This window comes from Rhodococcus sp. H-CA8f (genome assembly GCF_002501585.1).
GTDB lineage: Bacteria > Actinomycetota > Actinomycetes > Mycobacteriales > Mycobacteriaceae > Rhodococcus_F > Rhodococcus_F erythropolis.
Genome location: NZ_CP023720.1, coordinates 5746940 through 5759404, shown reverse-complemented (window position 1 = coordinate 5759404; position 12465 = coordinate 5746940). Strand labels below are relative to the sequence as shown.

The 12465-nt window shown below is 61.5% G+C and carries 11 protein-coding genes; 7 read left to right on the top strand and 4 right to left on the bottom strand.

The genetic code is table 11. The features are described from left to right. Positions 1–2: 2 nt before the first annotated feature. Positions 3–1037, top strand: a complete 1035-nt coding sequence (locus CPI83_RS26780; protein ID WP_019746568.1) for an aspartate-semialdehyde dehydrogenase — start codon at positions 3–5, stop codon at positions 1035–1037. A gap of 61 nt (positions 1038–1098) precedes the next feature. On the opposite strand, the gene CPI83_RS26775 is transcribed toward CPI83_RS26780, so the two are convergent. Continuing rightward, positions 1099–1440 carry an Imm51 family immunity protein gene (locus tag CPI83_RS26775; protein WP_021332919.1) on the bottom strand — a complete coding sequence of 114 codons (342 nt, stop codon included), beginning with the start codon at positions 1438–1440 and terminating at the stop codon, positions 1099–1101. 43 nt (positions 1441–1483) lie between these two features. Next, complete coding sequence (locus tag CPI83_RS26770; protein ID WP_020905924.1) at positions 1484–2125, bottom strand: TetR/AcrR family transcriptional regulator; 642 nt, start codon at positions 2123–2125, stop codon at positions 1484–1486. Positions 2126–2284: 159 nt separating this feature from the next. On the opposite strand from CPI83_RS26770, the gene CPI83_RS26765 reads away from it, so the two are divergent. Then, positions 2285–4066, top strand: a complete 1782-nt coding sequence (locus CPI83_RS26765) for an acyl-CoA dehydrogenase (RefSeq protein ID WP_198586324.1) — start codon at positions 2285–2287, stop codon at positions 4064–4066. A gap of 1 nt (position 4067) precedes the next feature. Continuing rightward, positions 4068–5000: an oxygenase MpaB family protein gene (locus tag CPI83_RS26760; protein WP_019746572.1), complete on the top strand. Its 933-nt coding sequence runs from the start codon at positions 4068–4070 to the stop codon at positions 4998–5000. Between the two features lie 84 nt (positions 5001–5084). On the opposite strand, the gene CPI83_RS26755 is transcribed toward CPI83_RS26760, so the two are convergent. Both CPI83_RS26755 and CPI83_RS26750 read right to left on the bottom strand, forming a co-directional pair. Continuing rightward, positions 5085–6389: an HNH endonuclease signature motif containing protein gene (locus CPI83_RS26755; RefSeq protein ID WP_097387973.1), complete on the bottom strand. Its 1305-nt coding sequence runs from the start codon at positions 6387–6389 to the stop codon at positions 5085–5087. Between the two features lie 49 nt (positions 6390–6438). Further along, positions 6439–7215 (bottom strand): TetR/AcrR family transcriptional regulator C-terminal domain-containing protein, encoded by a 777-nt coding sequence (locus CPI83_RS26750; protein ID WP_097387972.1) that lies wholly within the window; start codon positions 7213–7215, stop codon positions 6439–6441. Positions 7216–7280: 65 nt separating this feature from the next. Between CPI83_RS26750 and CPI83_RS26745 the strand changes: the two genes are divergently transcribed. The 4 genes from CPI83_RS26745 to CPI83_RS26730 are packed head-to-tail and all read left to right on the top strand — an operon-like array spanning position 7281 to position 12107. Next, positions 7281–8120, top strand: a complete 840-nt coding sequence (locus tag CPI83_RS26745; RefSeq protein WP_097387971.1) for an alpha/beta hydrolase — start codon at positions 7281–7283, stop codon at positions 8118–8120. 56 nt (positions 8121–8176) lie between these two features. After that, the gene (locus CPI83_RS26740; protein ID WP_069147137.1) at positions 8177–9943 is read left to right on the top strand and encodes a multicopper oxidase domain-containing protein; all 1767 of its coding nucleotides are present in this window, start codon (positions 8177–8179) and stop codon (positions 9941–9943) included. A 36-nt stretch (positions 9944–9979) separates the two neighbouring features. Then, the gene (locus CPI83_RS26735) at positions 9980–11194 is read left to right on the top strand and encodes a CoA transferase (RefSeq protein ID WP_097387970.1); all 1215 of its coding nucleotides are present in this window, start codon (positions 9980–9982) and stop codon (positions 11192–11194) included. Position 11195: 1 nt separating this feature from the next. After that, entirely contained in the window at positions 11196–12107 is a 912-nt protein-coding gene (locus CPI83_RS26730) for a hydroxymethylglutaryl-CoA lyase (RefSeq protein WP_069147138.1), read from the top strand. Positions 12108–12465 lie beyond the last annotated feature (358 nt).

Here is a 12465-nt window from a genome sequence, read left to right as displayed (position 1 = left end):
TGATGACAACAATCGCTGTTGTCGGTGCGACCGGTCAGGTCGGCATCGTCATGCGCACTCTGCTCGAAGAACGTAACTTCCCCGCGGACAAGGTGCGGTTCTTTGCATCGGCACGCTCCGCCGGTAAGAAGCTGACGTTCCGCGGCGAAGAGATCGTTGTCGAGGATGCCGAAGCAACGTCCGACGAGGATCTGAAGGGCATCGACATCGCCCTCTTCTCCGCCGGTGCGACGCTGTCTCGTGCGCAGGCCCCGCGCTTTGCCGCGGCCGGTGCGACGGTTGTCGACAACTCTTCCGCATGGCGCAAGGATCCCGAGGTTCCCCTCGTGGTCAGCGAGGTCAACCCGCAGGACACGAAGAACCTGGTCAAGGGCATCATCGCGAACCCCAACTGCACCACCATGGCAGCGATGCCGGTGCTCAAGGTTCTGCACGACGAAGCCGGTCTGCAGCGTCTGATCGTCTCCAGCTACCAGGCTGTGTCCGGTAGCGGCATCGCCGGCGTCGAGGAACTCCTCGGCCAGGTGCGCGCCGTTGTCGGTGACGCCGAGAAGCTGGTTCACGACGGCAGCGCCGTCGACTTCCCGGCCCCGAACAACTACGTCGCCCCCATCGCGTTCAACGTCCTGCCGCTGGCAGGTTCGCTGGTCGACGACGGAAGCGGCGAGACCGACGAGGATCAGAAGCTCCGTAACGAGAGCCGCAAGATCCTCGGACTTCCTGATCTGCTGGTTTCGGGCACCTGCGTGCGCGTTCCCGTCGTGACCGGACACTCGCTCGCGATCAACGCAGAGTTCGCGAACCCGCTCTCGGTCGCTCGTGCGAAGGAAATCCTCGCCGACGCTCCCGGAGTGGAGTTGGTCGAGGTTCCGACGCCGCTGGCCGCTGCCGGCGGCAACGCGTCGCTGGTCGGTCGTATCCGTCAGGATCCGGGTGTCCCGGAGGGACGCGGACTCGCGCTCTTCGTTTCGGGTGACAACCTCCGTAAGGGCGCCGCTCTCAACACGATTCAGATTGCCGAGCTGTTGGTCGGCTAGATCTTTCGTTCGGTACCGGCCCCGCACCTAGGTGTGGGGCCGGTGTCGTTCAGCAGGAGCTCTAGTCGAGTTCGGAAATGGCGACCAGGCCGCCGAGGTACTCGGCATCCGAATACGCTTTGGCGAGAAGCACTCCGAGTTCACCAAGAGCTTCGTTGTCGCTGCCGTACGCAACAAACATGCCGGCTTCGGGATCGGTGCCGAAGCGGCCCTCCAGATGCGGTGCATCGCGGCCTACCACCGCATGGGCCACCGACGCCCAGTCGTAACCGGAGCCTTCGAAACCCTCTACCTGCTCGAATACCGCTGCTACCTTGCCGAAGTGCTGGTCGGTGAGCATCAGTGACCAGTTGCCCGGAGACGTTTCGAAAAGCTGTAGCGGTTCGATCGATGGTGATGTCATGCGTGTATTGAAGCAGATCCGACCGACAGGTTTCAGTGGTCTGCTAACGCCCGACCGACTGAGCGAGCGCAACAGCAAAGCTGGAAAGGCGTTCTCGGGTATAGGTTTCGGGGTCGCTGACGGCCAGTCGTCCGAGCATTTCGGCAAACGACATCATGGTGTGTGCGAGGAGAACCGGATCAAGGCCTTCGAGCTTCGGTTCGAGGGCAATCCCGGCACGCGCCAGTTCTTCGGCGCGGGCGAAGACAGCTCCGCGAGAGAGCTTCAGCAAGCCGTGATACTCGCTGGGGGCGTTCTCGACAGACGTCAGAATCAGGCGCCAGCGCGTCGGGTTCTCCAGTACGGCGTCGACGAAGGCGCCAACGGTTCCGGTGTATGACGCCGCTGGGCCGAGTTCGCTCAGATCCGTCGGCATGGTTTCGAGCACCTGAGCGATGGCTCGCTCGTGCTCGCGGCGCAGGAGTGCAGCGACGAGATCGGTCCTGGTATCGAAAATCGTGTAGAGGACGGGCTTGCCGACGCCGGCTTCGGCAGCGACGGATTCCATGCTGAGGTTGTGCAGGCCTACGCGGCCGGTGACCTCGAATGCTGCGTCGAGCAACTGTTCGCGTCGTTGCTCGGGCGCCATGCGAGGGGCGTATTTGCGTCGCGGTGTATCCGTTGCGTCAGCTTGTGACCTGGTCATCGTGTGCCTCACCTCCGCTCCCACCCTAATCTGCCTGCCAATTCTTCGTGAATCATACGCAACCGTTGTATTCGTCGTCATCAATTGTTACGGTGGCGTTGTATTCGAAGGGGCGGTCAGCGAGGCGCCTCTGCCGAGATCTCTAGGAGAACAACCGCGATGACAGCGTCGACCTCTTTGGTGCCGAATGATCTGTTGCTCCATCCCTCCACTTACGATCGGCCGGAATTCGACGCGACCACGCGGAGACTGCTGGGCGCGACCGTCGACTGGTTCGAGGCGCGTGGAAAGAATCGACTTCTGGCCGACTATCACGACAAGACGTTTTACTCCGACTTCCTCGACTTCGCGGCAAAGGAAGGCCTGTTCGCGACTTTCCTGACCCCCGCCCGCGACAGCGGCGGTGACTCCGACAAGCGCTGGGATACCAGCCGTATCGCCGCGCTGTCCGAGATCCTCGGCTTCTATGGACTCAACTACTGGTACCCGTGGCAGGTGACCATTCTCGGCCTGGGGCCGGTGTGGCAGAGCGACAACGAGACTGCAAGGGCGCGAGCAGCTTCCGCTTTGGCTTCCGGAGGCGTTGCGGCATTCGGATTGTCCGAGAAAGAGCACGGCGCCGACGTCTACTCCACCGACATGGTCTTGACGCCGAACGGCAGCGGCGGGTACCTGGCCAGCGGTTCGAAGTACTACATCGGAAATGGCAACTGCGCCAACACGGTCTCTGTCTTCGGTCGCGTCGACGGAGTGGAGGGCGCCGATCAGTACGTCTTCTTCTGCGCCGACTCGGACCATCCGGCATTTACCGTGGTGAAGAACATCGTTCCGGCCCAGATGTACGTAGCGGAGTTCTCACTCGCCGACTATCCCGTTGCGGCAGAGGATATCCTGCATACCGGCGAGGCAGCATTCAGTGCCGCACTCAACACCGTGAACATCGGAAAATTCAACCTGTGTTTCGGCGGAATCGGTATGTCGACTCATGCCTTGTACGAGACGATTACCCACGCGCACAATCGAATCCTGTTCGGCAATCCCGTCACGGCGTTCCCACACGTACGACGTGAATTCGTCGACGCGTACGCGCGCCTGCTGGCGATGAGGCTCTTCTCGGATCGTGCGGTGGACTACTTCCGCACCGCATCGCCCGAGGACCGCCGCTACCTCTTGTTCAATCCTGTCACCAAGATGAAGGTGACAACCGAGGCACAGAAGGTGATCGGACTGCTCTCCGACATCGCTGCGGCAAAGGGCTTCGAGAAGGACAGCTACCTCGCGGTGGCCAAGATGGATGTCGACGGGCTGCCCAAGCTCGAGGGGACCGTCGCCGTCAATCTCGCCCTGATCGCCAAGTTCATGCCGGCGTACCTCTTTGCCCCCGAGTCATTTCCGGCGATTCCGACGCGTAACGACGCAGCCGACGACGAGTTCCTGTTCCGTCAGGGCCCGGCACGGGGGTTGTCCAAGGTTCGATTCGACGACTGGCGAGCGGTGTACGCGAAGTTTGCGGATGTTCCCAACGTCGCACTGTTCGTGGAGCAGGCCGAAGCTCTCGTGACCCTCCTTGCCGAAGCTGCACCGGATGCGGCGCAGCAGGTCGACTTGGACTTCGGCCTGGCGATCACCGAACTCTTCACCCTCGTCGTCTACGGCCAGTTGATCCTCGAACAAGCCGAGATCTTGGGATTGGACGAGGGGCAGCGGAGCGATGGGGTGCTGGATCAGATCTTCGACGTCCTGGTCCGCGACTTCAGTGCTGCAGCGGTGGAGTTGTACGGAAAACCCAGCGCCAGTGAAGATCAGCAGCGGTTGGCTCTCGCATCTATTCGGCGCCCCGCGTTCGCGGCCGAGCGATTCGAGTACGTCTGGCAGCAAGTAGTCGCCTTGTCTGGTGCCTACGAAATGAACTGTGCAGGGTCAACGAACGGGGAGGAATGAAATGTCTGAACTGACGATGAATCGACCGCGTGAGGATTACGGCTTCTTCGGCCCAGGATCACCCAGTTGGAAGATCTGGGCGGCTCCGACAGCATTGATCGGTTTCCAGCGGTCAGTGGTGCTCGAGCACTTCGACCCCTTCCTTGCTGCCGCGGTGGCAGATATGAGCGGGATCTACAGCGATCCCGCCGGGCGACTCGACCGAACCTTGGCGTACTTCCTGACCGTCGCCACTGCCGACGGGCGGACGGCACTGGCGTTGTCCGACCATCTCATGACGGTTCACGCTCAGGCCACGGGTATCGAACCGATCACCGGAACTCGTTACAGTGCAAACAATCCGGCGTCACAACTGTGGATCCACGTGACCGGTTGGCATTCGGTGCTCAAGTGCTACGAGATGTACGGGCCGGGCCCACTCTCCGCCGTCGAAGAGCAGCGGTACTGGGAAGAATGCGTGATCGCTGCCGAACTGCAGACATGCAAAGCGTCCGACGTTCCGCGCTCGCGAGACGAGGTACGGGAGTACTTCGCTGAAGTCAGGCCCAGATTGTGTACCTCCGAGCGTGCCAACCGGGCGATGCACTACTTGTTGAGAACGCCAAGGGCGCAGGGGAAGACGAAGTTCGCGGCGTTCAGCCGATTGGTCGCGCCGGCCACTATTGCAACATTGCCGGGCTGGATGCGAACCATGGGCGGCTTCGATCAACCCGCTTTGTTGGACAGGGCAATTGCGCCCGCGGTGCGAACTGCGGTCCGGGTCGGCAGTTCACCGAAGAACATGACCACTGCTCTGAAGGTCATCGCGCCGATGACTGGCAAGGTGTTGGAGCGCCACCTGCGTGACGAGCAACCCCTCGACCCGAGAGTTGTCACCCCAGCGGAGATTCGGGAGCGATTCCCACGCGCCACCAAAGTTCCGCAGGCGGTCTGACGGAATTCACGGCTTTCGGCACCGCATCGAGATCTGCTCGATGCGCTGCTGGCACGTGTTCTGTTGTGCCTGAGGAGTACTACCTCAGGTTTTGAATGTGGTGTTCGCCGGCCGCGGGTGCTGCCCGGGGTCGATCGAGGGTGGTGGGATGAACCAGGGTTTGTTGTCGGCGCCGATGCGGATTTCCCATTTCCCGACGAATCCGGTTTTGCGGTGCATCAGCCGGTGATGTGAACGGCACAGCAGGACAAGGTTGTTCATCACCGTGGGGCCACCGTTGGCCCAGTGCCGAATATGGTGCGCATCGGTCCACGCGGGAACACACGTGCAGCCGGGGAAGGCGCAGCCTTTGTCTCTCGCGATCAGCGCCACTCGCTGCTCGGCGGACACCAACCGTTTCCCGGGTTTCGCATCCAACGGCGCGCCGTGACCGTCGAGCAGCACCGTGGACAGGAAACAATCACAACCGAGGAGTCTGGTCTGCGATACGGATAGTGGTCCGAGCCAGGGCATGTGCCCGACATCGAGATCCGACACAGCCACTCCGTCACCAGGAGCAGCGGGTGTTGCGGCGCAGTCACGGTGCTCCGCGAGATCGCGGGCGTTGATGTGCACGTTCACGTGCGGCCGCTGACCACCGTCGGTGCCGGTTTTGGCGCAGTCCAGATAGCGGCGGATCAGTTCGGTGAACCCGTCCGCGGTCCGCTTCGCCGCCGACCGGGAATCCGGGGTTCCATCGGGTGCCGGGGTGGGCATCGTCAGATTCGACAGGGCCGATAGCAGCATTTCACCGGTGAGAGCATCGAAATCACCGCGCACCACCACTCGACCGTTCAGTGTCGATGCGATCCGCAACTCGTTGCGGTCGATGTCTTCGGCGGGTGGAATCTCATCGGATTCGAAGATTCGCTCCAAGGTCGCGATAACACTCCGGACTTTCGTGGTCGTCGACTCCACGCCCGACGCAGCAGCCAACAACAAATCGATGCACTTCGGTAGCGCTTCCTCCGGCATCCCCTTCGGTGGTGATTCGCAGAACGCCACGATCAACACGGCATGCTCGAACGAGCAGTCCCCGACATCGAACCGAGCAGCCACCGCGGGAAACGGCCGCAGCGCCGCACCGAGGGCGGCGATCTTCTTCCCGTCCCGGATCTGCAGCATCGTGTTCGCCGCCAACCAGGACCCCACTCCGCGGCTGGCAATCACCTGATCATCCGGGCGCATTGAGAGTTCGTCGACCACCGCCACCCGAACAGCCTCGAGACGAAGAATCTCCGCGCTCGCCGACACCGCAGCAGCACGCAACTCAGAAGCAGGCAACCGCCACAGGCGTCCGCGCAACCCCACCGCAGAACCAGACACCACATCCGACAACAAGACACTCATTGAATCCCCCGATCCCCTACACACAAGAATACTCGAACATGCGTTCGAGTCAAGAGTGTTTTCGAATCCTCGATTCGATCCCGTCAAGGAGGATCTGTAGGCCCTGAGTAAATGACTCTTCGGTTTCTCGTTCGAGATAGAAGTCGCCGCCCGGTACCGGTGGGGCCTCCCGACCCAACTGCATCGTGTGGGGGAAGTTGTCCGCGAAATCCGGTGCAGCATCGGCCAGTGCAGCAGAAGACTCTGCCCACCAATGAAATTCGGAATCTCCGATGGTCGAGGCGCTCCGGATCTCAGCTAGGGTCCGCGCGGACCCCCGGATGAAATGGAAAATCATGCTCACCGATCTGCGGATGATCGGGGCGTCGAGACCCGTGGAGTAGAGAATGGACAGGAGTGATTCGAGTCCTGCCTGCTCGTGCGGACCCAGGACGGGGCGCGCCAACGAGACATCCAATGTCCACGGATGGCGTGTATGTAGGGCGAAGAGTGCGGCGGCCCAGTCGGACAGTGCCATGCGCCAGTCGCCGGTGTCTGCGATCGGCGGTAGCTCGGCATGAACCCGGTCGTACATCAGGTCCAGTAGTTCGTCCTTTCCCGGTATGTAGGTGTACAACGACATCGCACTGCGGCCGAGGTGGTCGCCGATCATGCGCATCGACAACGGTGTCGTGGGGTTGGCGTCGGCGACTTCGATCGCGGCGTCAACGACTGAGTCCGTGGACAGCGCGGGCCTCGGTCCTCGGCGGCCGGAAGGCGCCTCGGGCTGACGCCACAGAAGTGAAATCGTGCGTGAGATATCGCGTCGGCCTGCCTGTTTATTCATCTTGTCGCTTTCGTGGAGTCGCGCTATTGTGAATTACTTTACAGTGTAAAGATTTGGGAGTGGGCATGGTTGAGGCAAGACTTCACGACGGGACAACTATCGATGTCGAGGTTCTCGGACATGGCCCCGCCGTGCTGATGCCCGTGAATCCGATTTCGGCTACCGGCATCAAGGCTGACGAACTGCGCGCCTGGGGCGTTGACCCCTCGCTCGGTCGAACGTTCATGGAAGGGTTGGCGTCGAACTTCACTGTGGTTGCCTTCGACTACGAAGGGCACCGGATGGCGTCGCCCGCTCCGGACACGCTCACTCCCGACAACATCACGTCCGACATTCTGGCTGTGGCGAATTCGGCTGGGATCGACCAGTTCGCCTACTACGGATACTCCTGGCTGGCTCTGTGCGGATTGCAGTTGGCGCTGCGCACCGATCGTCTGACCGCACTCGTCATGGGTGGTTTCCCGCCGGTGGATGGGCCGTACAAGGCGATGCTCCAGGTTACCGAAGCTACACACCGCATGACGAGTGAACCGCCCCAGCGCACATCACAGCCCACGGCATCATCAGGCGAGTTCGATTGGAACTCCATCGACATCGCGTTGACCGGAGCGCAGACCCGGCAGTTCGTGACGCTGTACCGCGCACTTGGTGAATTCGACGATCGAACGATTCAAGGGCGCATCCTTTGTCCGCGAATGTGTTTCGTCGGTTCAGAGGACGTCATCGAATACGGTGACCGATGGGGTGGGGTACGGGTCGCGCCGGCCGATCTCGACCTCGACGCCGCTCGGTCGGCAGGGTGGGATATCGAGGTACTCGTCGGTCTGGATCACACGCAGGCAATGCAACCGGCTCATGTTCTACCCATCCTCAAACCTTGGTTGGAGAAGATGGTCGGTGTTTGACCGTGCGAGCACACGGGTAACCCGCTCCGGATGCCGTCAGCGTGAGGGGGCCGTGAGTGGACGAGTCACACAAGATCCGTCGACGATCGTTTGTTCAAGGGCTTGGCTTGCTGGCCGGCCTGAGTGCATTGTCCGCTGGATCAGCGACAGCTCGACCCCCTGACATCGATCCGCTACGCCCATTCCAACTTCCGTCACCCCGGCTGGAACCGTTTCGGGAGACCCTTCCTGTCCTGCCGGGCATTTCGGGTGGAAACCTGGAGCTTCGCGCGGCTTCGTCGATGCACCGTTTCCACCCGGACCTACCGCCGTCGCCGTCGCTGGGTTACGGCGGAATGGATTATCTGGGCCCCACCATCGAAGCTCACGTCGATCAGCTCGTCACAGTCCGATATGCCAATGACATTTCTGCGTATCCGCTTGCCGCGGATGTCGATCCGGGTCTGCACGGCGTCAGCGACCTCGACCGCACACAGGTCCCCACCTCGCTTCACCTGCACGGAGGAGTTACTGCACCACAGTTCGACGGACATCCGGAGTTGATCCAGCGTCCGGGCGAAGGTTTGGTCCACGAATACACGAATGGTCGTGCCGCCGGCAATCTCTGGTACCACGATCACGCCATGGGAATGACGCGCCTCAACGTCTACGCCGGATTGGTCGGGATGTATTTTCTCCGTGACGACGTTGACACGGGCGCCGCCGGGAATTCTCTCGGCCTGCCGACCGGTGAGTTCGAACTTCCGATGATTCTGCAGGACAAGGTATTCACTTCCGACGGTCAGCAGAGTGTCCGTTCCACGTGGCTCACTCCGCAAGGTTCATGGGATCCGGCGACCCCCGGTGACGTTGGCGTGGTGAACGGCGTCGTATGGCCGAAAGTGGAGGTTGCCCGCGGCCTGTATCGATTGCGACTGCTCAACGCCGCAACCTATTCGGTGTGGAATCTGCATTTCGCAAATCGTATGCGGTTCTGGGTGATCGGGTCCGAAGGCGGTTTACTGGCCGCTCCGGCGCCGACGGATCACATTCGGTTGAGTCCGGGTGAGCGCGCTGATCTGCTTGTCGACTTCAGTATGCTCGAGCCGGGCACGACGGTGGAATTGCGCAACGACGAACCGGTACCGCTTGCGGTGGCTCAACGCGGCACGCAGGTGATGCCGGTGTTCTGTCGGTTCGACGTGGGCAGCGCAAAGGGATTCACCGGCTCGATCCCGCAGCAGCTGAATTCCGTTGCCGCCGAACCGGCGTCCCCGGATGTGGTGCGAAATCTCACGATCATGCAGCTGTCGCGTCCGTCGGATTACCCGTCGATCACTATGTCGCTCAACAATTTGAGGTTCACCGATTCGGATATCGAACTGCCACGTCAGGGAGCCGTCGAGCAATGGAATCTGATCAACATCACCACGGAACCACATCCGATTCATCTGCACCTGGTGGCGTTCCGCGTTGTGGGACGCCAGAGCCTCGACACTGCAGCACTGATGCAGCGGTATCCGGTGCCTGACTTGGGGGTCCGGTGGACGCCGTCGGCGGAGGAATTCGTGACCTCTTCGCTGCGGCCTCCCGAAGTGTGGGAAACGGGGGAGAAGGACACGGTCATCGTGGATGCCAACTCGATCACCCGCGTGATCGTGCGCTTTCCGACGGCCGACGAGTTGGGCTTCGATCCGGATGCAACTTTCGCGAGAGGTTCCATGGCAGATCACTCGGCGCACGGAGAAGCTGGCATGGGGGACTTGCAGGGGTACGTCTGGCACTGCCACATGCTCGATCACGAAGACCACGACATGATGTTGCGATACCGGGTGGTGACGTAGCCTTCAAAGGGAGAAAAGTTCCCAGAGGAGGCAGCTGTGTCGGAAGGTGCGCCCACCGGGCCCCTGGACGGATATCGGGTGATTGAACTCGGAACCTTGATCGCCGGGCCCTTCGCCGGGAAATTGCTCGGCGACATGGGAGCCGACGTGATCAAGATCGAATCACCGGACCGTCCAGACCCGCTTCGTACCTGGGGTCAGGCAGAGCAGGACGGTCATCGATTCTTCTGGACGGTTCACGCCCGCAACAAGCGGTGTGTGACGTTGGACCTTCGCGTCGACGCGGGCCGAGACCTGTTTCTGAATCTGATCGAACATGCCGACGTGGTGGTCGAGAACTTCCGGCCGGGCACCCTCGAGAAGTGGGGTCTGGGATTCGACGTGCTCAGCGCGCGCAATCCGAAGTTGGTGTTGGCCAGGGTATCCGGCTACGGGCAGACCGGACCGCAAGCCAAGAGCGCCGGCTACGCCTCGGTTGCCGAAGCGGTCAGCGGATTTCGGCATCTGAACGGTTATCCAGGGCAGGCGCCTCCGCGTATTGCCCTTTCGCTCGGAGATTCTCTCGGCGGGATGTTCGCCGTTCAGGGAGTGCTGGCGGCGTTGCTCTCACGAGAGCGGACCGGCCGTGGTCAGGTGGTCGACGTTGCCCTCACGGAATCCTGTCTGGCGGTGCAGGAATCCACGATCCCGGACTACGATCGGGGCGGGATCATCCGGCAGCCCTCGGGAACGAGGTTGGAGGGTATCGCACCGTCCAACATCTACCAGACCTCTGAAGGAAACTGGGTGGTGATCGCGGCCAATCAGGACACGCTCTTCGTGCGTCTGTGCACCATCATGGGTCGACCGGAACTAGCGCAAGACGACCGATTCTCCAATCATGTTGCGCGTGGCAAACATCAGGACGAGCTCGACGAATTGATCAGCGCCTGGGTTGCGCTCCAAGATCCCACCAGTCTCGTGGAACGCCTCACCGAAGTGGGAGTTGTTGCCGGGCCGATCAATACGGTTGAAGATGTGGTCAAGGATCCGCAGCTGATCGAACGGGGGATGCTCGTCGACCACTACGACGAGCGGATCGGGGAAAACGTCCTCGGCCTGGGCGTCGTGCCTACATTCAGTGAGACACCCGGATCCGTTCGCAACGCGGGAGCAGCGTCGCCGGGGTACGACAACGCTTCGGTCTGGGGTGGGCTCCTCGGACTCTCGGGCGACGAGCAGACAGAACTGAAGAAGAAGGGCGTGATCTGACGTGTCGGTACCTGAAGCAGGTGTTCCCGCGGTCAGCATTCGTGAAGTCGGGCCACGGGATGGGTTGCAGATCGAAGACCCGGTCTCGCTGGCGGAGAAACTTCGTCTTGTCGAAGCTCTGGCTGCGACAGGTGTTTCGCGCATCGAGGCGACGTCGTTCGTGTCACCGCGTGCGGTGCCGGCACTGGCCGACGCGGAGTTGTTGGCCGCAGAGTTGCACCAGTGGCCAGGCATCGAGTTCTCGGCATTGGTCGCCGGAATCGGTGGAGCGAAACGGGCCGTTGCTGCAGGAATGCAAACCGTCGAATATGTGGTGTCGGCATCGAATAGCCACAGCGAGGCCAATACTCGGTCGACGACGGAGCAAGCGACCGAACGTATCGGAGAGGTCGTCCGGATCGTCCACGAGGCTGGTGGACGGGTGGAGGTCATCGTGGCCACGGCCTGGGACTGTCCGTTCGACGGTCCAACCGATCCGGACCGTGTTCTGCGGATTGCGGAGCAGGCCAAAGAGTTCGGCGCTGATCAGTTCTCGATCGCGGATACCATCGGCACTGCCACACCGGGACGCGTCGGACGGTTGATCGACGCTGTCGGCGAAAGAGTGGGTGACTTCGGCTTGGGTGTGCACTTCCACAACACGCGTGGCGCTGGTCTTGCCAGTGCGTTGGCGGCTGTGCAGCACGGAGTTCGAAACCTGGATGCGTCCACCGGTGGCCTGGGCGGTTGCCCGTTTGCTCCTGGTGCCAGTGGCAATATCGCGACTGAGGAACTGGTCTACATGCTCGAAGACATGGGCATTGCGACAGGTATCGACCTGGATGCGAGCATTCGTGCCGCTGCCGTTGCAGAGGAGATAGTGGGCCATACGGTTCCCAGTAATCTTCTCCGCGCCGGCGATCGGAAGCGATAGGGACCTTTACTCTTCTCGGTTGGGTGATGCCAGCTGCAGTTTGACCAGCTGCTCGTGTGCCGCCGGCGGCCAACCGATGCGCTGTTTCTCCAGATACCATGCACCGGCGGCACATGCGATCGCGAGGACGAGCCAGATCGCTACGCTTCCGATCTGAGAGCCCAGGTCGCTCGATGAGGATACTTCGCCCGTGCTGTAGTCGTATTCCGTTGTCGTGGTGATTCCCTCGACTGCGAAGGTCCACAGAATCGGAAGGGCACACAGTGCGGCAAGGGCGCGTGCAACATGTGCTGGACGCAGTTCGAAGATCTTTCATTTCTCCTGGTGATCGACGCGGTGAATCTCACTCTCCTCGAAA

Bases quoted from the DNA above. Each gene is read 5' to 3' on its own strand.
- CPI83_RS26780 (WP_019746568.1), top strand. From the start codon at position 3: ATGACAACAATCGCTGTTGTCGGTGCGACCGGTCAGGTCGGCATCGTC.
- CPI83_RS26775 (WP_021332919.1), bottom strand. From the start codon at position 1,440: ATGACATCACCATCGATCGAACCGCTACAGCTTTTCGAAACGTCTCCG.
- CPI83_RS26770 (WP_020905924.1), bottom strand. From the start codon at position 2,125: ATGACCAGGTCACAAGCTGACGCAACGGATACACCGCGACGCAAATAC.
- CPI83_RS26765 (WP_198586324.1), top strand. From the start codon at position 2,285: ATGACAGCGTCGACCTCTTTGGTGCCGAATGATCTGTTGCTCCATCCC.
- CPI83_RS26760 (WP_019746572.1), top strand. From the start codon at position 4,068: ATGTCTGAACTGACGATGAATCGACCGCGTGAGGATTACGGCTTCTTC.
- CPI83_RS26755 (WP_097387973.1), bottom strand. From the start codon at position 6,389: ATGAGTGTCTTGTTGTCGGATGTGGTGTCTGGTTCTGCGGTGGGGTTG.
- CPI83_RS26750 (WP_097387972.1), bottom strand. From the start codon at position 7,215: ATGAATAAACAGGCAGGCCGACGCGATATCTCACGCACGATTTCACTT.
- CPI83_RS26745 (WP_097387971.1), top strand. From the start codon at position 7,281: ATGGTTGAGGCAAGACTTCACGACGGGACAACTATCGATGTCGAGGTT.